The sequence below is a fragment of the Massilia sp. Masssp93 genome (genome assembly GCF_059491295.1).
In genome coordinates this window covers 6,410,919-6,432,834 of sequence record NZ_CP168502.1, presented here as the reverse complement: position 1 = coordinate 6,432,834, position 21,916 = coordinate 6,410,919, and the positions used below count along the sequence as shown (strand labels likewise).

The following is a 21,916-nucleotide window of genomic DNA, read 5'->3' as shown; positions in this document are numbered from 1 at the left end:
ATGGACACGCCGGCCGACGACTGGACCGGCCGCTACCTGGCGGAGCTGAAAACGCAGCGCCAGCTGTCCGGGCACACGATCGCCGCCTACGGCCGCGACCTGGCCGAACTGGCCCGGCTCGCCAACCTGCCGGGCCAGGCCGACTGGCCGACCTTGACCCATTTCGACATCCGCCGCTTCGCCGCGAAACTGCATGCCGAGGGACAGAGCGCCGCGTCGATCGCGCGCAAACTGTCCGGCTGGCGCGGCTTCTTCGACTGGCTGTCGCGCCAGCTTCCGTTGGCGGCCAACCCGGCCGACGGCGTGCGCGCGCCACGCCGCCCCAAGCGGCTGCCCAAGGCACTGGCCGTCGACGATGCCGTGCAACTCATGGAAAAGACGAGGCCCGGCCATGCCGAACCGGCGGAGTTGTGCGACCGCGCCATGTTCGAACTGCTGTACTCGAGCGGCCTGCGGGTGTCCGAACTGACCGGACTCGACGTCCACCACGTCCCCGCCAGGGATGGCCAGCCTGCGTCGCTCGGCTGGCTGGAACTCGAAGCGCAGGAAGTGGTCGTGACCGGCAAGGGCAACAAGATGCGCCGCGTGCCCGTCGGCGGTCCGGCCCGCGCGGCGCTGGCGGCGTGGCTGGCCGTGCGTCCGCCGGCACGCGACGGCAGCGCCGCCCTGTTCCTGTCGACGCGCGACACGCGCATCAGCCCGCGCGTCGTGCAAAACCGCCTGAAGATCCATGCGCAGAAGGCCGGCATGCCCGTCCACGTGCACCCGCACGTGCTGCGCCATTCGTTCGCCTCGCACCTGCTGCAATCCTCGGGCGACCTGCGCGCCGTGCAGGAACTGCTGGGCCACGCCAGCATCACCTCGACCCAGATCTACACGTCGCTCGACTTCCAGCACCTGGCCGCCGTCTACGACAAGGCCCATCCGCGCGCCAAGCGCAAGTAAGCCGTACCCCGCCTGGCAGGCGCGGCATGGCGGGTGGTGACGATTCGCAAATTCCGGCATAATCTTCCGATTCTCCGCAGCCGGAACGGCTCACACCCTTGGACAGCGACATATGGAATTGATCCCCAGCACCATCCTGACCGGCTTCCTCGGCGCCGGCAAAACCACGTTGCTCAATCGTATCCTGCAGGAAGAGCACGGCCTGCGCATCGCCGTCATCGAAAACGAGTTTGGCCAGGAAAACATCGACAACGAAATCCTCGTGCAGGATTCGAGCGAGCAGATCGTCGAGATGAACAACGGCTGCATCTGCTGCACCGTGCGCGGCGACCTGATCGTGGCGCTGACCAATCTGGCGCGCAAGCGCGAAGCCGGCGAAATCAACTTCGATCGCGTCGTCATCGAAACCACGGGCCTCGCCAATCCGGGCCCGGTGGCGCAGACGTTCTTCGTCGACGAGGAAGTGGGCGCCCACTATCTGCTCGATGCCGTCGTGACCGTCGTCGACGCGCGCCACGCCATGGACCAGCTGGACCGCCACGAGGAAGCCCAGCGCCAGGTCGGGTTCGCCGACAAGATCCTGCTGTCCAAGACCGACCTCGTGGATGCCGCCGCCGTCGACGCGCTCAAGGCGCGCATCCGCCGCATCAATCCGCGTGCACCGATCAGCACGTCGGATTTCGGCCGCGCCCCGATCGGCGACGTGCTCGATCTGCGCGGTTTCAACCTGAACGACAAGCTGGAGCTGGACCCGGCCTTCCTCACTTCCGACGAAGCGCACGAACACGGCCACGATCATGGCCACGATCATGACCACGTGCACACGGAAGCCTGCGACCACAGCCACGACCACCATCACGGCCACCACAGCGACGACATCGCGGCCTTCGTGTTCAAGAGCGAGCGCGCCTTCGACCCCGAGCGCCTGGATCAATTCCTCGGCAGCATGGTCCAAGTGTTCGGCCCGAACATGCTGCGTTATAAGGGCGTACTGTCGATGGCCGGCGCCGACCGCAAGGTCGTCTTCCAAGGCGTGCATCAAATCATGGGCAGCGACCTCGGTGCAAAGTGGGCGGATGGCGAAGCGCGCGGGAGTAAGATGGTGTTTATTGGTAAAAATTTACCGAAAGATGTCTTTATTCGCGGATTGGAACAGTGTTTGGTATAAACTACTCCGGTTCTATGGTGCTCTTTGCGCGGTCCGCCCTTCGCTCGGTATAGTTGACCTGCATGCACCCTGTGGTGAACGACTGGACAGCCCCGCCCGCACGGTCGGGCATGGGGCAGGCCCGGGAAACCGGGCCGTTACGGCAGCCGGCCGGCGCGCACCGTAACAACGGTAAGCGCTGAGTTAGCTGATAAAATGGAAACTCTGTCGTATCAAAGGTAAGTGAAGTCATGACTAAAACAACGAAACCGAATACCGTTGCGCAGCCCGAAGAACGCCTCCTGACGGAAGAAGAAATTCGGGCCATGAGCGACGACGACTACATGAACCCGGCCCAGCTGGCGTTCTTCAAGAACCGCCTGCAGGAACTCGAAAAGGAACTGCTGAAAAACGCAGGCGAAACGACGGAACACCTGCGCGAGACGGTGCTCGTTCCCGATCCGGCCGACCGCGCCACCATCGAGGAAGAGCATGCGCTGGAACTGCGCACCCGAGACCGCGAGCGCAAGCTGCTCAAGAAGGTCCAGCAATCGCTGGCATCGATCGACTCCGGCGAGTACGGCTGGTGCGAAGAAACCGGTGAACCGATCGGTATCCCCCGCCTGATCGCCCGCCCGACGGCGACGCTGTCGCTGGAAGCCCAGCAGCGCCGCGAGCTGAAGCAGAAACTGTACGGTGACTGATCGCCGTGCGCGCCAATGAAAAAGCATGCGCTCGCCGCATGCTTTTTTGTTTTTGGGGCCCGTGACGGGCACGGGTTTGTGCGCACGAGTTATTTCCTATCAGATACACTGGAAGGATCGCCGACAACTTGACACAGCTCAGGCGTGCGCACCGTGTCATCCGCGCCGCCATGCTAATGTCTCGACCGGCAAATGACCGGGCGCCGCTGCGCGGCAGACAAGGACGTAATGGGGCTCTTCGATTTCCTGAAGAAAAAAGGCGACGCGCCGCTTGCGGGCGCGGCTGTACGTCCGCGCCAGGACAATCCGCTCGCGGCCGGCCCCGTCACCCGGCTGGCGCTCGACACGGAAGCGGAACGCGAACGCCAGCGTGAAATCGCCCGCGCCACCGCCGCCAAGATCGACGAGATCGAACTGGAGATGACCTCCGCCATCTTCGACGACGACGCCTGGAGCGGCATCCGGCGTCCCCAGGCCGCCGGCTCGCCGCAGGCCGACCAGAATACCGACTTCCTGCTGGGCCCCGATGACTTGCCGGACGCGGCCGCCGCGCCGTCCAGCGCCCTGGTCGTCGAGGAAGCCGCGATCCTGTACGCCAACGACCAGCTGGACGCCGCCGCCCTGCTCCTGCGCACGAGTGTGCGGGACAGCAATGGCGGCGCGGGCGAACGCCTGCCGTGGTGGATGCTGTTCGACCTGTACCAGATCATGGGCCAGGGCCGCGAGTTCGAAAGCATCGCGATCGACTACGCCAGCCATTTCGAGACGTCGCCGCCCACGTATCACCCGTTCGCCGAAACGTCGCGCGCGCTCGCCGGGCCCGCGCTGGACGACCAGTTTTCCGGCGCGATCCCGACCGCGAGCCTGTCCGGCCGCCTGGACGACGGCGACGGTGCCCGCGCACAACTCGCGCGCGCGCAAGCGGCCTCGCCCAGTCCGCTCGTCCGGTTCGAATTCCAGGCAATTACCCAGGTGACGCCGCCAGGCTGCGCCCTGCTGCTGGAGGCGCTGCAGGCCCTGCGCAAGACGGGACGCGAGCTGGTGCTGGCGGGCGCCGACCACCTCGTCGCCGTACTGCGGCCGATGCTGGCCATTGGCGACCGCGGCGCCGGCGAAGCGCCCTGGTTGCTGCTGCTTGAATTGCTGCTGCTGACGAACCGCGAAAAGGATTTCGAGGAGACCGCAATGGATTACTGCGTCACCTTCGAAGTGTCGCCGCCGTCGTTCGAGGCGCCGCCGCAGCTGGCCGTCAGTCTGGCGGCCGCGAGCCTGCCCCCGCATGTGGCGCAAGGCGCGGCGGCGCCAAGCGACCGCTTCCTGCTGCCGGCCGTGATCCGGGGCTCCAGCGCCGCGCTGCTGGCCGCCATCGCCGACCACGTGGCGGACCGACCTGCCCTCGTGCTGGACGGCTCGCGGCTGGCACGCATCGATTACGCGGCCGCGAGCGCCCTCGCCGTGCATTTACGCACCTTGGCCCAGGACGGGCGCGACGTCGTGCTGCGCGACCTGAACCACCTCGTCGCCGCCTTGCTGCGCTTGCTCGGCGTTGGCGACCGGGTGCGCCTGTACGCGCACAAGTACTGACATCGCCGGCGTGTGTGCCGGATGTCAATTGATCGTTGGATATGATCCAGTCTTGCAATTTGATCTGACATCCCCACTTGCGATGAGCAGATCAACCACGAGGCAAATATGGAACAATTTCACGGCACGACGATCGTCAGCGTACGGCGCGGCAATCAGGTTGCGCTCGGCGGCGATGGACAAGTCACCCTGGGCAACGTCGTCATGAAGGGCTCCGCGCGCAAGGTGCGCAAGCTCTACCAGAACAAGGTGCTGTGCGGCTTTGCCGGCGGCACGGCCGACGCCTTTACGCTGCTCGACCGCTTCGAAGCGAAACTGGAAAAACACCAGGGCAATCTGCTGCGCGCCTCGGTCGAACTGGCCAAGGACTGGCGCACCGACCGCGTGCTGCGCCGCCTGGAGGCGATGCTGCTCGTGGCCGACCGCGAAAAAACCCTGATCATCACCGGCAACGGCGACGTGCTCGAACCCGAGGATGGCATCGGCGCGATCGGCTCGGGCGGCGTCTACGCCCAATCGGCCGCCAAGGCCCTGCAGGAAAACACGGATTTCGCGCCGGCGGACGTGGTCAAGAAAGCGCTGACCATCGCAGGCGAACTGTGCATCTATACGAACATGTCGCACATCATCGAGACGCTGGACTGACCGGTCTCTCCCGCAAGCAAGCATTCATGAGCACACATATGAACATGACTCCGTCCGAAATCGTCTCGGAACTCGACAAGCACGTCGTCGGCCAGGGCAAGGCCAAGCGCGCGGTATCGATCGCGCTGCGCAATCGCTGGCGCCGCCAGCAGGTCGAGGAACCGCTGCGCCACGAGATCACCCCGAAAAACATCCTCATGATCGGCCCGACCGGCGTCGGCAAGACCGAGATCGCACGCCGCCTGGCCAAGCTGGCCGATGCGCCGTTCATCAAGGTCGAAGCGACCAAGTTCACCGAGGTCGGCTATGTCGGCCGCGACGTCGACACCATCATCCGCGACCTGATCGACATCGGCATCAAGCAGACCCGCGCCAGCGAAATGAAGAAGGTACGCCAGCGTGCCGAGGACGCGGCCGAAGACCGCATCATCGACATCCTCGTGCCGCCGGCACGCGACTTCGGCTTCAACGTCAGCGGCGACAACAAGGAAGGCGGCGACGTCACGCGCCAGACCTTCCGCAAGCGCCTGCGCGAAGGCGCCCTGGACGACAAGGAAGTCGAGATCGACGTAGCCGAGGCATCGCCCCAGATGGAAATCATGGCGCCGCCGGGTATGGAGGAAATGACGGAACAGATCAAGTCGATGTTCGCCGGCGTCGGGGCGGGACGCAAGAAGCCCCGCAAGATGAAGGTGAAGGAGGCCATGAAACTGCTCGTCGACGAGGAAGCCGCCAAGCTCATCAACGAAGACGAGATGAAGCAGAAGGCGATCACCAACGTCGAGCAGAACGGCATCGTGTTCCTGGACGAGGTCGACAAGATCGCGTCGCGCTCGGAACACGGCGGCGCCGACGTCTCGCGCGCGGGCGTGCAGCGCGACCTGCTGCCGCTCGTCGAAGGCACGACGGTGAACACGAAATACGGCATGATCAAGACGGACCACATCCTGTTCATCGCGTCGGGCGCGTTCCACCTGTCCAAGCCGTCGGACCTGATCCCCGAACTGCAGGGCCGCTTCCCCATCCGCGTCGAACTGGAATCGCTGTCGATCGAGGATTTCAAGAGCATCCTGACCTCGACGGACGCCAGCCTGACCAAGCAGTACGAGGCCCTGCTGGCGACGGAAGGCGTCAAGCTGGAATTCGCCGACGAGGGCATCCTCCGGCTGGCCGAGATCGCCTATTCCGTCAACGAGCGCACCGAGAACATCGGCGCGCGCCGCCTGTACACGGTGATGGAAAAGCTGCTGGAAGAGATCTCGTATTCGGCCACCGACAAGTCGGGCCAGACGCTCGTCATCGATGCGGCCTATGTCAACGAACGGCTCGATGCGCTGGCGGTCAACGAAGACCTGTCGCGCTACGTGCTGTAAGGTCGGCACGGGTCGGAAAGGAGGCGGCGATGGCAAACAAGGCATTGGCAACCCGGCAGAAGATGCGCCTGCGCGTCGAGCCGACGCCGCCGATCAAACCCCGCAACCCGTTCGCCGGCTTCGCCAAGGCGCGCGCGGCCGGGTCGCACGAAAAGACCACGGCCAGCGAACGGCTGGCCGCCAAGCGCGCGCTCAAGAAGGCCAAGCTGGAGCCGGACGAGGACTGACCGGCACCGGCGATCCGGCGGCCGGCGATCCGGCGGCCGGCGCCCGGCGGCCGCTATTTCGCCAGCTTGATCAGCGGCTTGCCTTTTTCGACGATATAGGTGGCGATGCCCGCCCCGTCCCCCGTGCCGGGGTTTCTGGCCGCATGGATCGTGCCGGCCGGGATGAATACGGATTGCCCGGCCTTGAGCATCACCGGTGCCTGACCGTCGGGCATGTACTCCAGTGTGCCCTCGAGCACGTAAAGCACTTCGTCGCCCGGATGCGTATGCCTGGGCACGCCATGGCCGGGATCGACGTCGACGCGCACCTGGACGACTTCCCGCCCGGGCACCACGCTGTCGTGCCGCAGCAGGTCGGTGCGCCGCACACCCGCAACCTGGGCCCATGCGGCCGCGCCCAGCAGCGCCAGCACAAAGACCGGCGTCGTTTTCATGCTCATTTCCGCCTCCGTCGTCACGCATCGATGTCTGTCGATTAGACAGTAGCGTAGCGACGGCGCTGCATGGATTCCGGCATGTTTTGATGCGCATCAGGACGCTAAGCGGCCCCATCAAGCGGTCCTGCTTCCGCGCGGACGGCGATCTCAGCGTGGACTCGACATTTCTTGAACTGGCCTGCCTTCTTCTGTACATTCGTTAGCGCCGAGTTGACGAACAAAAGAGAGAAACGACACCCCCATGAGCTCCCCCGACATGCTGCTGGACGTCCTGCGCGCCGAACTGCGCGCGGCCGGAATCACCTACAAGATGCTGGCCGACCGCATCGCGATGAGCGAATCGAGCATCAAGCGCATGTTCGGCCAGAAGGACATGACCCTGTCGCGCCTGGCCCAGATCTGCCAGGCTGCCGGCATCGCCATGGAGGATGTGCTGCGGCGCGCGGCCGACGCCAGGCCGCAGGCCGACACGCTGACGCTCGTCCAGGAAAACGCGCTCGTGGCCAATCCGCGCCTGCTGCTCGTCGCGATCTGCTGCCTGGGGCACTGGAGCCTGGAGCAGGTGGTCGAAACCTATCGTTTGACCGAACCCGAATGCATCGGCTTACTGGTGGAACTCGACCGGCTCGGCGTGATCGAACTCAAGCCGCTGAACCGCTACACGCTGCGGGTCTCGAACGCCTTCCGCTGGCTGCCGGACGGGCCGGTGCAGCGCTTCTTCCGCACGCACGTCGTCGAGGATTATTTCGCCGGCCGCTTCGACGGCGCGGGAGAAACCCTGATGTGCCTGCCCGCACGCCTGTCGCTGGCGAGTGCCGCCGAGCTGGCGGAAAAAATCCATCAGCTGGCCGGCGAGCTGGCGCGCATGCATCGCAACGACCGCCGCCTGCCGCCGCAGGAACGCGACGGTTTTACGTTGCTGGTCGGATTTCGTTCGTGGGAATTTTCCGCGTTCACCGCACTCAGGCGTTGAACACGGGCGCCGCTCACTGCGTGTTCGTCTGGCCGGCCGGATTGCCGGTCGCGCGGGTCTGCGGCGGCATCTGGACCGGGTTCGGCGGCGGCGGATTGATCGGATTCGGATTCGCGGGCGGCGGATTGTCGTGCGCGCCGACGTCGCCCGGATTCGTCATCGACGGCTGAGGCTGCACGGCGCCCGGCGCCATCGGCGGCTCGGGCACGGCAGGTTCAGGCACGGCCGCGCCGTTGCCCTGCGTCGGCTGCTCGGCCGGTGCGACCGTGATCTGCTGGGGCTGCGGGAAATTCGGCTGGACATTCGCCTGCGGTGCCGCGGCACCCGGCCCGCCCATCGGTGCCGCGGACTTCGTATCCGTGGCGAGGTCGACGCGCTTCATCACGCCGCCGTCGGACAGCATCACGTAACGCGGATGGACTTCCGCCAAGGTGATGCCCGGCGCCACTTCCTTGCCCACCTTCAGGGCCTTGGGCGGCGAACCCTCGGCAACGATGATCGCCACGCTGCTGCGCCCATCCGCCACGACGCCCGTCAACTGGTAATTGGTCGCGCTGGCCACGGCGACCTGGCCGCCGAACAGCGTGGCGGCCGCATCGATCGCCGGGTCCGGCAGCGCAGCCTGCGGCACCGCCGCGAGCGGACGCTGGGGCGGCTGGTACAGCTGCAGGATCCAGTACGCGAGCGACGCCGCCAACAGGATCATGCCCAACAGGCTCAAGAGTAAGGGCAAGCGCTTGTTCATCGGTTTCCTTGTTACTGCACCAACTGGTTGATTTCAATAATCGGCATCAGCACGGCCAGCACGATCAGCAGCACGACGAGGCCCATGGCCAGGATCAGCACCGGCTCCAGCAGGCCGGCGATGGTCAGCGCGCGCCGCTCGAGGTCGGCCTGCTGCGAATTCGATGCCCGTTCGAGCATGGCCGGCAACTCGCCCGTGATCTCCCCGGCGCGGATCATGTGCACCAGCATGGGCGGAAACAGCTTTTGCGCCGACAGCGCACGCGCGAGGCCGACGCCTTCGCGCACGCTGGCCGTCGCCTGCTCCACCAATTCCTTCATCGCCACGTTCGACAACGTGTCGCGGCTCGTTTCGAGCGCGCGCAGGATGGGCACGCCCGATCCGGTCGTGATCGCCAGCGTGCTGGCGAAACGGGTCGTGTTCAGGCTGCGCTCGAACTTGCCGTACACGGGCGCGTTCAGCAGCCACGTATGCCAGCGGCGCTTGAGCACCGGGTTCTGCAGCGCGCGGCGCCACGCGAACCAGGCGGCGATGACGATCAATGCGACATAGATCCCGTAAGCGCGCGTAAAGTTCGACACGCCGAGCATCATGATCGTCAACACGGGCAGCTTCTGCTTGGTGTTGGCGAACACCGACACGATCTGCGGCACGACATAGGTCAGCAGGAAGATCACGATCGCGAACGCGACGACGGTGACGATGGCCGGATAGGTGAAGGCCAGGCGCACCCGCTGCACGAGGGCGTTGCGGCGTTCGATGTAGTCGGCCAGGCGCGACAGCACGCGCGACAGCTGGCCGATCTGTTCGCCGGACGCGACGAGCGCGCGGTAGATTTCGGCGAAGTCGCGCGGATGGCGCGCCAGCGCGCTGGAGAACGACGCGCCGCCCATCACTTCCGAGCGGATCGACGCGATCAGGTCGCGCACGTAGGCACGCTCGGCCTGTTCCAGCAGCGCCGTGAAGGCTTGCTCGAGCGGCAGGCCCGCTTCCAGCAGGCTGGCGAGCTGGCGCGTAAACAGCGCGAGCTCGATCTGGGACAGGCGCTCGCCGAAGCCGCGCGCGCGCGCCGCCCCGCTCTCGTCGAGCTGAGACGCGATGGCTTCGACGGTGAGCGGCGTCAATCCCTGCAAGCGCAAATCGGCGCGCGCGGCACGGGGGCTGTCGGCGTTCAGGACGCCCTTGCGGGTGACGCCGCCGGCGTCGACGGCTTCATAGCGGAAGGCTGGCATCGATCAATCCGCCTTGGTCACGCGGACCAGTTCAGCTTCGGTCGTGATGCCTTCGTGCACCCACCGCGCGCCGTCCTCGCGCATCGTCTTCATGCCGACTTTCAGCGCGGTGTCGCGGATCTCGGCCTCGGCGGCCTGGTTGTGGATCTGCGAACGGATATGTTCATTCGTCTCGAGCAGCTCGTACACGCCCACGCGGCCGTGGAAGCCCGTGTGGCCGCAGCGATCGCAGCCGACCGCCACCCACTGCCCGCCTTCCTGGCGCTTGCAGTGAGAACACAGCTTGCGCACGAGGCGCTGCGCCATCACGCCCAGCAGCGACGACGACAGCAGGAACGGCTCGATGCCCATGTCCAGCAGACGGGTCACGGCCGAGGCGGCGTCGTTCGTGTGCAGGGTCGCCAGCACCAGGTGGCCGGTCAACGAGGCCTGCACGGCGATCTGGGCCGTTTCGAGGTCGCGGATCTCGCCGATCATGATCACGTCGGGGTCCTGGCGCAGGATCGCGCGCAGGGCTTTACCGAAGGTCATGTCGATACGGGCATTGACCTGCGTCTGGCCGATGCCGGGCAGGTCGTATTCGATCGGGTCCTCCACCGTCATGATGTTGGTGGTCGTCGAGTTCAGGCGCGACAGCGATGCGTACAGGGTCGTCGTTTTACCGGAACCGGTCGGGCCCGTGACGAGCACGATGCCGTGCGGCTGGTTGATCAGCTTGTCGAACTGCGGCAGCATCTGCTCGCTCATGCCCAGGTGGCTCAGGTCGAGGCGGCCCGCTTCCTTGTCGAGCAGACGCAGCACGGCGCGCTCGCCGTGGCCGGTCGGCAGGGTCGAGACGCGCACGTCGACGGGCTTGCCGCCGATGCGCAGCGTGATGCGGCCGTCCTGCGGCAGGCGTTTTTCGGCGATGTCGAGCTGCGACATGATCTTGATACGCGAGATCAGCGAGGCATGGATGGCCTTGCGCGGACGCACGACGTCGCGCAGCGCACCGTCGATGCGGAAGCGCACGACGGACGTCTGCTCGAACGGTTCGATGTGGATGTCCGACGCGCCTTCGCGCAGCGATTGCGTGAGCAGCGCGTTGATCATGCGGATGACCGGTGCGTCGTCGGACGATTCCAGCAGGTCCTCGATCGCGGGCACGTCCTGCAGCAGCTTGGTGAGATCGAGGTCGGCGTCGAACTCGTCCGCGACCTGCGAGGCGTCGCCGCCCCCGCCCTGGTACGCGGCGGCGATGGCCGACTCCAGTTCGGCGCGTTCCATCCGCCGCAGGGTGATGCGCCCGAAACGGCGCGAGATCTCGGCGATCGCCGCCGGCCTGGTCGCGTTCGAAACCAGCACTTCGACGGCTTGCGCCGGGTCGCCGTTGGAACGCGCCAGCACGCCGTAATCCCGTGCGAATGCGAAGGGCAGCAAGTTGTTCATCGTCTGTCAGTTCGTTGGGGTCGGTGGCACCGGCCGATACTCGGGTTGCGCCGGCTGCACCGGGCGGAATTCCGGCACGGCCGGCTGGACGCCCGGCTGGCCCGGGGCCTTGGGCTGGAGCGTGCCCGGGCCGGTGCCGGCGCCGGGACGCGCCGCGACGGGTGCCGGCGGCGGCATCGCGGCCATCGCGCCGCCCGTCGGCGGCTGGCCGTTGATCAGCTTGGGCAACATCGGCGCGCCGAGGTTCTTCAGCAGCACGGTGTCATTGGCCGGCTGCGCCATCTCGCCGGCGGCGTGCATGTATTCGTAGCGGTCCATCGAGATGCTGTCGTTCTGCTCCTTGCTGCGCACCACCACCGGGCGCAGGAACACCATCAGGTTGCGCTTGGCGCGGGTCCGCGTGCGGTACTTGAACAGGTTGCCGATGATCGGAATATCGCCCAGTCCGCGCGTCTTTTCGTTGTTCTCGGATTCGTCGTCCGAGATCAGGCCGCCCAGCACGATGATCTGGCCATTGTCGGCCAGCACGTTGCTTTCGATCGCGCGGACGGTGGTCACGATGCCCGACGCCGAGCTGACGGAATTGTCGATTCCCGAATTCTCATGGTAGATCGACAGCTTGATGGTACCGCCTTCGGAAATCTGCGGGCGCACCTTCAGCAGCAGGCCCACGTCCTTGCGGTCGACCGTCTGGAACGGATTGCTTGCCCCGCTCGCGCCCGTCGTGAAGGAACCGGTGATGATCGGAATGTTCTGCCCGACCTTGATGGTTGCCAGCTCGTTGTCCAGGGTGATCATGTTCGGTGTGGACAAGATGTTGGCGTGTCCCGTGCTTTCAAGGGCATGCGCGATCGCGCCCAGGCCCAGCTCGCCGTTCACCTGCTTGAACAGGCCGATCGACAGGCCGGTCGGCGTCGGGATCGAACTGCCGGTGGTGCTGCCGGACGTGCCGCTGATGCCCGTCGCCGCGGCCAGCGCCAGGTTGACGATGTTGTTGTTGCTGCCGCCGAGGCTGAACGACTGCAGGCCACCCACGCGGTAGCTGCTGTTGTTGTTGCCGGTCAGGCCCACCCACTGCACGCCGAACTCGGACGCATCGGTCGACGTGACCTCGACCACCAGCGCCTCGATGTAGACCTGGGCGCGGCGCACGTCGAGCTGATCGATGACGGCGCGCAGGTTGCGGTACACGGCGTCCGGCGCCGTGATGATGAGGCTGTTGGTCGACGCATCGGCCTGGATGAAGCCGGAACCCTGGCCGCCGCCGGCACCGCCGGACGTCGCCTGGCCCTGCTGGGCGAAGCTGCCGCCCGTGCCGCCCATGCCGGTGCTGCTCTGCTGCCCTTGCTGGCCGCCGAGCGAACCGGCGCCCGTGCCCGTGCCGCCCGTGGTGCTGGACTGGATCGAGCCGCCCGACGTGCCCTGCTGCTGCACCGGCACGGCCGACGCATCCTGCGACACGACGGCGCGCAGCGTCTGCGCGACCTTGCTGGCATCGGCGTTCTTGAGGTAGACCACGTGGATGTTGCCGAGTTCAGTCGTCGGCTGGTCGAGCTTGGCGATCAGGTTCTTGGCCATGTTCGCGCGGGCCGGGGACGGCGCGCGCACGATGACGGTATTGGTGCGCGGATCGGCCAGCACGGTGACGCGGCCCGCATCGCCGCCGGCGGCCGGCTCCATCAGGCGCGTGACGAGCGTGGCGACGTCGCTGGCGATGCCGTTGCGGATCGGGATCACGTCGAGGTCGCCGGTGGCCGGGCCATCGAGCGCGGCGATGATCTTCGACAGGCGGCGCAGGTTGTCCGCGTAATCCGTGATCACGAGGCTGTTGTTGCCCGGATCGGCCATGATCGAGTTGTTCGGCGAGATCAGCGGGCGCAGCACGGCCGTCAGGTTGGCGGCCGATTCGTGCTGCAGGCGGTAGACCTGCGTGGCGATCTGGTCGCCCCTCGCCTTCGAGCCGCTGATGCCGACCTGCGTGGGCGACGATTGCAGCTTCGCTTCCGCTTCCGGCACCACCTTGGCATAGCCGTCGCCGGTGACGACCGCATAGCCCTGCAGGCGCAGCGCCGAGGTCAGCAGGGCAAACGCCTGGGCCTTGGTCAATGTCTTTTCCGACACGAGGGTCAATGTGCCCTTGACGCGGGGGTCGATGATGAAGGTCGTTCCCGTGTAATGGCCGACCGCCTTGATGACGGATTCCATGTCGGCGTTGACGAAGTTGAGTGCGGCGCCGCCGCCGTCCTGGGCGAAAGCGGGCACGACAGTGACGCTTGTTCCGACGAGGCAGCACACCATGGCGGCGGCCACGATGCGGCGCAGGGCTGGAGGTTGCTTGGTGCTACGGAGGTTTGTTTTCATCATCTGAACTCTAACGCGATTATGTTCTTGCCGTTCACCATACGCCGTTGACCCAGCAGGTTGAGCAGGTTGCCCAGCGTGTCTTCGTATTTGTCGGCCGCCGCTGCCTGTCCCGAGAAGTGCAGGCGGCCGTTTTCCAATGCTCCACTACCAGACAGCAAAAGTGCTCCGCTCACGGTACGCAAGATCACGTCGGCCCGCTGGCCGTGCCAGTCCATGGCCATCTCGTAGGTACCGAGCGGTTTGATCGGACTCATGCGCGATCCCATGTCGGTCATCGCGAGCACCGTGCGTCCGCTCACCGCGACCGCATTGCCCTGGCGCGCGATGTCCAGCAGGTTCCAGGACAGCTTGATCGTGCCCGACAGCGCGAGCGTGTTCAGGGGCGCTCCCAGGCCGGCCAATCCTGCCGCCGGCAACAGCAGCTGGCCGGCGCTGACCTGCCATTGCGACCAGCTGCCGCTGACGTGCACCGGCTGCGCCAGCGCCTGGTCGTTGGCCAGGTCCATGCTGACATCCCCGAACAGCGCGAGCGGCGACAGATGCCACGTAAAGCGTCCGGGCAGCAGCGGCGTGACGGAACCGCCCTCGCCCGGGGCGCCGCCCACAAAGGCTGAGCCGCGCCAAAGCGTACCCTGCGCATCCCCCAGAGTCAAACGGCCGCCGGTCTGGCGTTCGACCATCGGACCGAGCCAGGCGGCCGGCAGGAACGCCAGCACGGTGACGAGCACCGCCAGCGCCGTCAGCGCGATCCAGACGAGCGCGCGCCTCATTGACCGCTGCCGGTGTTCTGGCGCAGCGTCAGGCTGGCGTCGACCTGGCCGGCGGCGGGCAATGCGGTAACGGTGGCGTCCTGCACCAGCAAGCGGTTGGCGCGGCGCTGCTCGTCCAGCCATGTGGCCAGGTTGGCGAACGCCACGTTGTTCAGCTGCAGCTTGATGTATTCGCCGTTCATCGACAGCGATTGCGGCGTCAGGCCGCGGCTCGACAGGCCGCTGTTGACGGCTTCGCGCGTGAGCGGCACGACGTGCGTTTCGGGCGCCTGCGCGAGGGCGGTCGCTTCCTGGGCCATGGCCTGCAGCTCGGCGGCCTGCTGGCGCAGCTGCGGCAGCGTGCGGCGCAACTGGGCGCGGCCTTCGATGGCCGGATCGACCAGCAGCAGATACAGCAGCGCGGCCAGCACGACGGCGCCGCCGACCGCCAGGAAGCGGCGTTCCTGCTCGGTGCGCGCGAGCCAGAGCGCCGTGGCGCGCTCGCGGTACTGGGCGATGGTGGTGGCGATGCTCATGGTTTGGCTCCCGTGCTGCGGATGACCCAGTTGCCCGGCGTGCCTTCTTCCAGCGTGAGCCGGCGCGTGGCCAGGGCCGTGCGCAACTGCCCGGTCAAGCCGGGGTCGACCGTTTCCGGTTTGACTTTGACGATCAAGGCGCGTTCGCGGTACTCGATTGATGTAATTCCAACCGGGCGGCCGAGCGAGCGCGTCGCTTCGCCCAGCGCCGATGCCAGGTAAGTGAATTCGTCGGGCGCCACGTCGCCCGTGTTGGCGCGTGCCCGCGCGATGTTCTGGCGCATCTGCAGCACCGGATCGAGAATCGCCGTCTCGCGCGGATAGGCGTTGCGGAAGGTCAGCGTCATCGACTGGCGGATCGTGTTGGCTTCGCGGCGCAGGCGCAGCCAGTCGACGTTCAGGCCGATCAGGTTGACGGCGATGGCCAGCGCGGCGAGAGCGATCGGCCAGCGCCAGCGGCGCCAGTCGCGTGTCGGGCTGCCGGCCGCACCGAGGCCGCTCACGAGGTCCAGCGCGGTGGTCTTGGAGCCGGCGATCCAGTGCGTCCAGTCGTCGGCTTCGAGCGTGATGCCGGGGCCGGCGTCCTGCGCCAGCGCCTGGTATTCGCCCAACTGGGCGGGCGGCACGTACAGCACGAGCGGGGCGTCGCCGCTGAAGGCGCGCGCCGTCTGCAGCACGACGGCCGGGGTGGCGTCGAGCGCGAGACCGAAGCCGTGGAACAGGCTCTGGCGCAAGGTCAGTTCGACACCGGAAATTGCGGCCGCGACGCTGCCCGGCTGCAAAGGCAGGCACAGTTGCGCGGGCACGGCGGTGACTGAACGCGCGCCCTGGGCCAGCAGGCTCTTGACGATGGCTTCCAGCCAGTCGCGCTCGACGACGGCGATCGAGCGCGTGCCGTCGGGCTGCTCGGGCGCGGCCACGAGCACGGCATCGAGCGGATCGCCCAGGATGTGTTCTTCGACGAGGCCCGGCAGCGCGGCTTTCAGGCGCGCGCCGGACAGCGGCGGGGCCTGCACCGACAGCAGGCTGACGTCGGCGGCGGCCAGCAGCAGCACGATGCGGCGGCTCGTGCCGACCAGGTCGCCCAGGTTGCGCAACGATCCTTCGCCGTGCTGGTCGATCGCGCCGCCATCGGTGACGAGGGCGAAGCGGCACAACGCATGTTCACCTTCGGCACGCGCGGGATGCCGGATATAAAGTGTGCTCAAACTGTCTCGCTTTCTCGATCTCTTGTTGGTCTTTTTAACATGCCCTGCGCTGTCCCTCGAGACTTCTTTAACGTTTTTTTAATACTGGCGAATCCACACCACCTTCGGCCCGCCACCCGCTACCAGCGCCGACGACCGGTGGATCAGCGCCTGCGCGTCCAGTGCGGCCCGGTCCAGGCGGATGCGCGTGTCGACCAGGAACCAGTCGCTTTTCACGGCGTACGAACCTTCCGTCAGCGGACGGCTTTCGCTATGGACCTGGTCCGCAAAATAAGTCGTCTCACGCCACGCCGCCTGCTTGCGCCGCACGATCAGCGTGTTCGCCTCCGACACCGACATGTTCGGCACCAGGGCCGCCAGCACTTCCGCGGGCGCCGTGTTCACGTTGACCGGCGTGGCCTGCGGCAGCACGGTCACGAACGGCCGCAGGCGTTCGACGACGGCCGGCGTCACGCCCTTCACCGTCAGCAAATCCTCCACCTCCAGGATCTTCACCGGCGCCCCGATCACCGGGGTGGCCTGCACCTGCTTCGCCGGATCGTCATTCTCTTCGCCGGCCGTGACCGGCAACCCGGCCGCCACGAACGTCGCGATGCGCCGCGCCAGTCCCGTATCCAGCTGCAGATTACGCAGCAGGCGCTCGAAAATCTCGATCTGCGATTCGCTCAGCTGCCCCTTGCCCAATCCGAGGTTGCGCAAATTGTAACGCGAGCATGCGTCGGTAATGCTACCGGACAGGCTTGCATCGAAACTTTCTCCTTCGACCCGCTCGCGCTCGACGTACTGGTCGAGACGCGTGTCCGCCAGCGGCGTCGCCCACACCTGGTCGAGCGACGTGTACTGGCGGTGATCGACGCCGTCCTGGAACAGGACCAGGGTCGCCCAGTCGAGCGCGCCGCGCAGGATCCACTTGGTCTGCAGGTGCAGTCTCTGGTTTTCCATCGAGCGCACCTGCACCTGCTGCTGCCAGAACAGGCTGGCGACGATGGAGATCGCCAGCGTGGTCAGCAGCAGCGCGGTGATCACGGCCACGCCGCGTTCGCGCCCGGGAGGTTGCCGCCGCAATCTCATGGCTCCCCCAGCAGGAAGGATTTGACCAGCGGCGCCTGCAGGCCCTGGGCCAGCAACGCCACCTGCATGCCGGTCGGTTCATTGTTCGCCTGCTGCGGCGCCACCTGGTCGGGTTGCTGCAGCGGCGCGGGCGCGGCCGGGGCCTGCACCGTGCCCGCCGCATTCGCGCCGGGATCGACGCCGCCCTGGCGCCACGAATTATTCAGCCAGGTCGCGACCTGCATTCCCGTCACGCCGGTCTGCAAGGCCACGGCCGCGTTGCTGTCGGTATCGCTGGTGACGGCCTGCCACAGGGCGTCGAGCTGGATCAGGTCGCGCGTCGGCTGCGATTCGCGCCGGATCAGCGTGCCGTTGACGATGCGGTAGGCCACCACCTGCAGGCGCGACGGCTGGTTTTCCGTGAACACTTCGCGCACGAGCGTGAAGCGGTCGGCGCCGATCAAAAGATAAGGCCGCTGGTCGACGACGTCGCGCTGGGCGATGTGCTCGCAGTCGCTCTGCATCTGCGCGAACGCCAATTGCATGCCGCGCGTCGTCTCCATCTGCTGGGTGAGGGCCACGCGCGCGCGCACGATGCTGTCCAGGCCGCGCCAGCCGAGCACGGCCACGATGGCCAGGATGCTGATCGCCACCAGCAGCTCCACGAGGGTGAAGCCGCGCGCACGGTCGGCACGTCGCGTCAGGGTCGTCATCGCCACGGTTTCAATACCAGTTGCACCAGCTTGACGATACGCCGGTTGGGGTTTTCGATGTCGAACACGGAGACCTCCACGCGGCGCAGGCGCGGGTTCGGGCTGGCGATGACTTCTTCCTGGCACACGAGGTGCAGGTCGCCCTGCGGGCAATCGAAACCGTGCTTGCCGATGTCCGGGAATTCCTTGCCGAGGCGGATCTGCACGAGGCGGTTCTCGGCCGACCACGTCGCCATCATCGAGGCGCGCAGGCCGCTGCTGTTGGCGGTCAGGCTGCCGACCGCGCGCAGGCCCGCGCCCAGCGCCGTGCCGACGATGACGAGGGCCACGAGCACTTCCAGCAGCGTGAAGCCGCGGTGCCGGCCCGGGAATCGCATGCGCATCCTGTCGCTCATCGGCTCGCTCATTCCACGGTGAAGTGCCCGACCCCGTCGGCGCGGATGGCGACGCGGTCATTGCCGCTGGCGAGGGTAAGCACGAACGGCTTGTCGACCGGTTCGTTGCCGAACGTGATGCGCAGCGGATTGAGGGTCCCGGCGCTGGTGGGATCCAGCAGCAGGGTCAGCGGGGCATTCTTGAAGTCGCGCTCGCGCAGCAGGTCGTCCTTCACGATCGGTTCCCAGCGCGTCTCGGTGCGCACGAGGAAGTGGTAGCGCTCGGGCGTGGCCTCGAAGGCGACGAGGCGGTTGCGCACGATCGCCTCGTCGCGCGCCAGCTGGAGCAGCAGCGCGAGGCGCTGTGCCTCCTTCTGCAGGTCCTGGTGCGGACTCGGAATGGCGTTGAGGCTGGCCAGCCCGAGCGTGATGCCGATGATGACCATCACGACCATGATCTCCACCAGGGTGAAGCCGCGGTGGTCCGGCAATCCGGGCCGGCGCGGCAGGCTGCGCGCGCGCTTGGTCATCGGCGTATCGGGATTATTTGTTGTCCCACGAGCCGATGTCGGCATCCTCGCCGGTGCCGCCAGGCTGGCCGTCCGCGCCCAGCGAGAATATGTCGACCTCGCCGTGCAGGCCGGGCGACAGGTACTGGTAAGGCGTACCCCACGGATCCTTGGGCAGCTTGTCGAGGTAGCCGCCTTCCTTCCAGCCGTTGGCGGCCGGGCCGCTGGTCGGCTTCTGGACGAGCGCCTGCAGGCCCTGCTCGGTGGTCGGATAGCGCTGGTTATCGAGCTTGTACAGCTTGAGCGCCGACATCAGCGTGGCGATGTCGACACGGGCCGCGGCCACGCGCGATTCGCCGGTGCGCCCAAGCAGCTTGGGCACGACGAGCGCGCCCAGGATGCCGATGATGACCACGACGACCATGATTTCGACGAGGGTGAAACCACCCTGGCGGCGCTGCCGTGCGAAACGATGCTTTGAGTTCTGCATAGATGTGAAGGTTATGGTCGAAAAAGCAGTATAAGGCCGAACGAGACCGGATGCCGTCAAAACTATTTTGGAAAATTTTCCAACTCGTTCGGAAAATTGTCCAATTGTAAGATACCCGACACAAAATGGACACCTTCGGCGCGTGACCGACCGACGAGGCGGCCTATTCTACGCCAGGGCGTCCCGCGCATACGGGACAGCACGGGTTGCGCGCCACGCCGATCTCGGTCCATTCCATGGCGCGCGCATCCAGCATCTGCAGCCGGCCCGCCAGCGAACGGCCGCTCCCGGCCAGCACCTTGAGCGCCTCGGCCGCCTGCATCGCGCCGACGATGCCCACCAGCGGCGCGAACACGCCCATGGTGCTGCACGCGACTTCCTCGAACTTGCCGTCCTCGGGGAACAGGCAGGCATAGCAGGGCGACGCGGGGTCGCGTACGTCGTAGACCGAGATCTGCCCGTCGAAACGGATCGCGGCGCCCGCGACGAGCGGGACGCCGGCGGCAACGCAGGCACGGTTGACGGCATGGCGGGTGGCGAAGTTGTCGCTGCAGTCGAGTACGACATCGGCAGCGCGCACGAGTTCCCCTAAACGCGCGGCATCGGCGCGCTCGCGCAAGGCGACGACCTCGACGTCGGGATTGATCTGATGCAGGGCTTCACGACCGGACTCGACCTTGGGCTGGCCCACGCGCGCCGTCGTGTGCATCACCTGGCGCTGCAGGTTCGTCAGGTCGACGGTGTCGTCGTCGACGAGGGTCAGGCGCCCGACGCCGCTCGCGGCAAGATACAGCGCGGCCGGCGAACCCAGGCCGCCGGCGCCGATCACGAGCGCGCGCGCGCGCAGCAGGCGGTCCTGGCCTTCGATGCCGATCTCGTCGAGCAGGATATGGCGCGAATAGCGCAGCAGCTGCTGGTCGTTCATCGCCAGCCTCTTTCCATCGTCGCGGCGCGCATCATTTCTTCGGCACGGGCGACTTGATCTCCAGGGCCGGCGGCTTCGCGCCGTCCTTGATGTCGGCCGGCTTCGGTTCCTGGCCCGGCAGCCTGGCCGGCGCCGGCTTGTCCTCGTCCGGATCGGCCTTGGCCAGTTCCACCTTCAGGCCCTTGAAGTGATTGAGGGCCTGCGCAAGCTGGAAATCGTCCTTGGCGCCGAATTCGAGCGGCTTGGCGTTCTTCATCGCAGCCACGGTGAACTGTTCTTCCTCGAGCTCGTCGCGGCGCGACTTGGCGCTGGCGCTCTTGCTGTCGGCTGCCTCGTTCGTCAGGTGGTGATCCAGGTCGGCTTCGCGCACGCGCACGGCGTTCAGGCCGTCGCCTTCCGGCGTCTCGTCGACCTTGAGGTCGGGCACGATGCCCAGCGCCTGGATCGAGCGGCCTTTCGGCGTGTAGTAGCGCGCCGTCGTCAGCTTGACGGCCGTATCGGGCGTCAGCTGGCGCAAGGTCTGCACGGATCCCTTGCCGAAGGTCTGGCTGCCCATCACGATGGCGCGCTTGTAATCCTGCAGGGCACCGGCGACGATTTCCGAGGCCGATGCCGAGCCCGTGTTGACCAGCACCACCATCGGCACGGTTTTCAGTGCGGCCGGCAGCTTGGCGAGCGGATCGGCGCCCGGCTTGACGGCATAGAATTCGCGCCGCCCGTAGAATGTGGCGTTCGAATCGGACAGCTGGCCCTTCGTCGAGACGATCACGTCGTTCGCCGGCAGGAACGCGGCCGAGACGCCGATCGCGCTCGGCAGCAGGCCGCCCGGGTCGTTGCGCAGATCGAGCACGAGGCCCTTGATGTTCGGGTTGCGGGCGTATAAATCCTTCAGCTTGTCGGCGACCTCGTCCAGGGTCTCTTCCTGGAACTGGTTGATGCGCAGCCAGGCATAGCCCGGCTCGATCATCTTCGCCTTGACGCTGGCCACGTGGATTTCCTCGCGCACGATGGGCACGACCCAGGGCGCGTCGGCGCCGCGGCGGGCGATGGTCAGCATCACCTTGCTGTGCGGCTCGCCGCGCATGCGCTTGATGGCGTCGTCCAGCGACAGGCCTTTCACCGGCACGTTGTCGATGCGGGTGATCAAATCTCCGGCCTTGATGCCGGCGCGGTAGGCGGGCGAATCGTCGATGGGAGAGACGATCTTGACGTAGCCGTCTTCCATCGCGATCTCGATGCCGAGGCCGACGAAGCGGCCCTGCACCTCTTCGCGCATCTCGGCGAAGTCTTTCTGGTCGAGGTAGACGGAGTGCGGATCGAGCGAGTTCACCATGCCGGCGATGGCGTCGGACAGCAGCTTCTTGTCGTCGACCTTCTCGACATAATCGCTCTTGATCAGGGCATACACGTCGGCCAGCTGGCGCAGCTGGTCCAGGGGCAGCGGGGCGTCGCCGCCCTTTTGCGCCAGCGCCGAGTACTGGACCGAGGCGGCCACCCCGGCCACCATGCCGAGGCCGATCAGACCGAGGTTCTTGAGTTTCTTGCCCATGCTTGTTCC

At 66.5% G+C, this 21,916-nt stretch carries 23 protein-coding genes; 8 read left to right on the top strand and 15 right to left on the bottom strand.

The genetic code is table 11. From position 1 onward, the window contains the following. The 7 genes from xerC to ACEN9Q_RS26935 all read left to right on the top strand — a co-directional run bounded on the left by xerC (window position 1) and on the right by ACEN9Q_RS26935 (window position 6,625). Window positions 1–945, top strand: a complete 945-nt coding sequence (gene xerC / locus ACEN9Q_RS26965) for a tyrosine recombinase XerC (protein ID WP_056442519.1) — start codon at window positions 1–3, stop codon at window positions 943–945. A gap of 112 nt (window positions 946–1,057) precedes the next feature. Continuing rightward, window positions 1,058–2,113, top strand: a complete 1,056-nt coding sequence (locus ACEN9Q_RS26960) for a CobW family GTP-binding protein (RefSeq protein WP_495626640.1) — start codon at window positions 1,058–1,060, stop codon at window positions 2,111–2,113. 230 nt (window positions 2,114–2,343) lie between these two features. Further along, window positions 2,344–2,796 carry an RNA polymerase-binding protein DksA gene (dksA, locus tag ACEN9Q_RS26955; protein WP_056442508.1) on the top strand — a complete coding sequence of 151 codons (453 nt, stop codon included), beginning with the start codon at window positions 2,344–2,346 and terminating at the stop codon, window positions 2,794–2,796. Between the two features lie 228 nt (window positions 2,797–3,024). Further along, window positions 3,025–4,380 carry an STAS domain-containing protein gene (locus tag ACEN9Q_RS26950; RefSeq protein ID WP_495626639.1) on the top strand — a complete coding sequence of 452 codons (1,356 nt, stop codon included), beginning with the start codon at window positions 3,025–3,027 and terminating at the stop codon, window positions 4,378–4,380. A 108-nt stretch (window positions 4,381–4,488) separates the two neighbouring features. After that, on the top strand, window positions 4,489–5,025 hold the full coding sequence (hslV, locus tag ACEN9Q_RS26945; RefSeq protein WP_056442500.1) for an ATP-dependent protease subunit HslV: 537 nt from the start codon (window positions 4,489–4,491) through the stop codon (window positions 5,023–5,025). 38 nt (window positions 5,026–5,063) lie between these two features. After that, window positions 5,064–6,398: an ATP-dependent protease ATPase subunit HslU gene (gene hslU / locus ACEN9Q_RS26940; protein WP_056442497.1), complete on the top strand. Its 1,335-nt coding sequence runs from the start codon at window positions 5,064–5,066 to the stop codon at window positions 6,396–6,398. Window positions 6,399–6,427: 29 nt separating this feature from the next. Next, window positions 6,428–6,625 (top strand): hypothetical protein, encoded by a 198-nt coding sequence (locus ACEN9Q_RS26935; protein WP_056442495.1) that lies wholly within the window; start codon window positions 6,428–6,430, stop codon window positions 6,623–6,625. Window positions 6,626–6,678: 53 nt separating this feature from the next. Here the strand turns inward: ACEN9Q_RS26935 and ACEN9Q_RS26930 are convergent, their stop codons facing one another. After that, complete coding sequence (locus ACEN9Q_RS26930; protein WP_056442653.1) at window positions 6,679–7,059, bottom strand: cupin domain-containing protein; 381 nt, start codon at window positions 7,057–7,059, stop codon at window positions 6,679–6,681. A gap of 244 nt (window positions 7,060–7,303) precedes the next feature. Between ACEN9Q_RS26930 and ACEN9Q_RS26925 the strand changes: the two genes are divergently transcribed. Further along, window positions 7,304–8,035 (top strand): helix-turn-helix domain-containing protein, encoded by a 732-nt coding sequence (locus ACEN9Q_RS26925; protein WP_056442490.1) that lies wholly within the window; start codon window positions 7,304–7,306, stop codon window positions 8,033–8,035. A 13-nt stretch (window positions 8,036–8,048) separates the two neighbouring features. Here ACEN9Q_RS26925 and ACEN9Q_RS26920 read toward each other — a convergent pair whose 3' ends face one another. From ACEN9Q_RS26920 to ACEN9Q_RS26855, 14 genes are all read right to left on the bottom strand, one after another. Beyond that, complete coding sequence (locus tag ACEN9Q_RS26920; RefSeq protein WP_495626638.1) at window positions 8,049–8,780, bottom strand: type II secretion system protein N; 732 nt, start codon at window positions 8,778–8,780, stop codon at window positions 8,049–8,051. An 11-nt stretch (window positions 8,781–8,791) separates the two neighbouring features. Beyond that, window positions 8,792–10,012 carry a type II secretion system inner membrane protein GspF gene (gspF, locus tag ACEN9Q_RS26915; RefSeq protein WP_056442485.1) on the bottom strand — a complete coding sequence of 407 codons (1,221 nt, stop codon included), beginning with the start codon at window positions 10,010–10,012 and terminating at the stop codon, window positions 8,792–8,794. 3 nt (window positions 10,013–10,015) lie between these two features. Then, entirely contained in the window at window positions 10,016–11,440 is a 1,425-nt protein-coding gene (gspE, locus tag ACEN9Q_RS26910) for a type II secretion system ATPase GspE (protein WP_056442481.1), read from the bottom strand. 6 nt (window positions 11,441–11,446) lie between these two features. Beyond that, on the bottom strand, window positions 11,447–13,801 hold the full coding sequence (gspD, locus tag ACEN9Q_RS26905) for a type II secretion system secretin GspD (RefSeq protein WP_495629002.1): 2,355 nt from the start codon (window positions 13,799–13,801) through the stop codon (window positions 11,447–11,449). Then, the gene (gspN, locus tag ACEN9Q_RS26900; protein ID WP_495626637.1) at window positions 13,801–14,574 is read right to left on the bottom strand and encodes a type II secretion system protein N; all 774 of its coding nucleotides are present in this window, start codon (window positions 14,572–14,574) and stop codon (window positions 13,801–13,803) included. Before gspN ends, gspD begins: the two co-directional genes overlap by 1 nt. Continuing rightward, window positions 14,571–15,089: a type II secretion system protein M gene (locus tag ACEN9Q_RS26895; RefSeq protein ID WP_056442472.1), complete on the bottom strand. Its 519-nt coding sequence runs from the start codon at window positions 15,087–15,089 to the stop codon at window positions 14,571–14,573. Before ACEN9Q_RS26895 ends, gspN begins: the two co-directional genes overlap by 4 nt. Next, complete coding sequence (gene gspL, locus ACEN9Q_RS26890; RefSeq protein ID WP_056442469.1) at window positions 15,086–16,297, bottom strand: type II secretion system protein GspL; 1,212 nt, start codon at window positions 16,295–16,297, stop codon at window positions 15,086–15,088. The genes ACEN9Q_RS26895 and gspL overlap by 4 nt, the downstream gene beginning before the upstream one ends. 78 nt (window positions 16,298–16,375) lie before the next feature. After that, window positions 16,376–17,329: a type II secretion system minor pseudopilin GspK gene (gspK, locus tag ACEN9Q_RS26885; protein ID WP_495626636.1), complete on the bottom strand. Its 954-nt coding sequence runs from the start codon at window positions 17,327–17,329 to the stop codon at window positions 16,376–16,378. A 35-nt stretch (window positions 17,330–17,364) separates the two neighbouring features. Then, the gene (locus ACEN9Q_RS26880) at window positions 17,365–18,060 is read right to left on the bottom strand and encodes a PulJ/GspJ family protein (protein WP_056442463.1); all 696 of its coding nucleotides are present in this window, start codon (window positions 18,058–18,060) and stop codon (window positions 17,365–17,367) included. Next, a complete protein-coding gene (gene gspI, locus ACEN9Q_RS26875) occupies window positions 18,057–18,455 on the bottom strand; it encodes a type II secretion system minor pseudopilin GspI (protein WP_229412713.1) in 399 nt (132 codons plus the stop codon). Before gspI ends, ACEN9Q_RS26880 begins: the two co-directional genes overlap by 4 nt. Before the next feature lie 8 nt (window positions 18,456–18,463). Next, entirely contained in the window at window positions 18,464–18,964 is a 501-nt protein-coding gene (gene gspH / locus ACEN9Q_RS26870; RefSeq protein ID WP_056442460.1) for a type II secretion system minor pseudopilin GspH, read from the bottom strand. A 13-nt stretch (window positions 18,965–18,977) separates the two neighbouring features. Next, window positions 18,978–19,433 (bottom strand): type II secretion system major pseudopilin GspG, encoded by a 456-nt coding sequence (gspG, locus tag ACEN9Q_RS26865; protein WP_056442457.1) that lies wholly within the window; start codon window positions 19,431–19,433, stop codon window positions 18,978–18,980. Between the two features lie 163 nt (window positions 19,434–19,596). After that, entirely contained in the window at window positions 19,597–20,358 is a 762-nt protein-coding gene (locus tag ACEN9Q_RS26860) for a HesA/MoeB/ThiF family protein (protein ID WP_056442454.1), read from the bottom strand. 31 nt (window positions 20,359–20,389) lie between these two features. Beyond that, window positions 20,390–21,907, bottom strand: coding sequence for a S41 family peptidase (locus ACEN9Q_RS26855; protein WP_495626635.1), 1,518 nt, complete (start codon window positions 21,905–21,907; stop codon window positions 20,390–20,392). Window positions 21,908–21,916 lie beyond the last annotated feature (9 nt).

Coding starts and splice junctions, on each gene's coding strand:
- xerC (WP_056442519.1), top strand. CDS start 1: ATGGACACGCCGGCCGACGACTGGACCGGCCGCTACCTGGCGGAGCTG.
- ACEN9Q_RS26960 (WP_495626640.1), top strand. CDS start 1,058: ATGGAATTGATCCCCAGCACCATCCTGACCGGCTTCCTCGGCGCCGGC.
- dksA (WP_056442508.1), top strand. CDS start 2,344: ATGACTAAAACAACGAAACCGAATACCGTTGCGCAGCCCGAAGAACGC.
- ACEN9Q_RS26950 (WP_495626639.1), top strand. CDS start 3,025: ATGGGGCTCTTCGATTTCCTGAAGAAAAAAGGCGACGCGCCGCTTGCG.
- hslV (WP_056442500.1), top strand. CDS start 4,489: ATGGAACAATTTCACGGCACGACGATCGTCAGCGTACGGCGCGGCAAT.
- hslU (WP_056442497.1), top strand. CDS start 5,064: ATGAACATGACTCCGTCCGAAATCGTCTCGGAACTCGACAAGCACGTC.
- ACEN9Q_RS26935 (WP_056442495.1), top strand. CDS start 6,428: ATGGCAAACAAGGCATTGGCAACCCGGCAGAAGATGCGCCTGCGCGTC.
- ACEN9Q_RS26930 (WP_056442653.1), bottom strand. CDS start 7,059: ATGAAAACGACGCCGGTCTTTGTGCTGGCGCTGCTGGGCGCGGCCGCA.
- ACEN9Q_RS26925 (WP_056442490.1), top strand. CDS start 7,304: ATGAGCTCCCCCGACATGCTGCTGGACGTCCTGCGCGCCGAACTGCGC.
- ACEN9Q_RS26920 (WP_495626638.1), bottom strand. CDS start 8,780: ATGAACAAGCGCTTGCCCTTACTCTTGAGCCTGTTGGGCATGATCCTG.
- gspF (WP_056442485.1), bottom strand. CDS start 10,012: ATGCCAGCCTTCCGCTATGAAGCCGTCGACGCCGGCGGCGTCACCCGC.
- gspE (WP_056442481.1), bottom strand. CDS start 11,440: ATGAACAACTTGCTGCCCTTCGCATTCGCACGGGATTACGGCGTGCTG.
- gspD (WP_495629002.1), bottom strand. CDS start 13,801: ATGAAAACAAACCTCCGTAGCACCAAGCAACCTCCAGCCCTGCGCCGC.
- gspN (WP_495626637.1), bottom strand. CDS start 14,574: ATGAGGCGCGCGCTCGTCTGGATCGCGCTGACGGCGCTGGCGGTGCTC.
- ACEN9Q_RS26895 (WP_056442472.1), bottom strand. CDS start 15,089: ATGAGCATCGCCACCACCATCGCCCAGTACCGCGAGCGCGCCACGGCG.
- ACEN9Q_RS26880 (WP_056442463.1), bottom strand. CDS start 18,060: ATGACGACCCTGACGCGACGTGCCGACCGTGCGCGCGGCTTCACCCTC.
- gspI (WP_229412713.1), bottom strand. CDS start 18,455: ATGAGCGACAGGATGCGCATGCGATTCCCGGGCCGGCACCGCGGCTTC.
- gspH (WP_056442460.1), bottom strand. CDS start 18,964: ATGACCAAGCGCGCGCGCAGCCTGCCGCGCCGGCCCGGATTGCCGGAC.
- gspG (WP_056442457.1), bottom strand. CDS start 19,433: ATGCAGAACTCAAAGCATCGTTTCGCACGGCAGCGCCGCCAGGGTGGT.
- ACEN9Q_RS26860 (WP_056442454.1), bottom strand. CDS start 20,358: ATGAACGACCAGCAGCTGCTGCGCTATTCGCGCCATATCCTGCTCGAC.
- ACEN9Q_RS26855 (WP_495626635.1), bottom strand. CDS start 21,907: ATGGGCAAGAAACTCAAGAACCTCGGTCTGATCGGCCTCGGCATGGTG.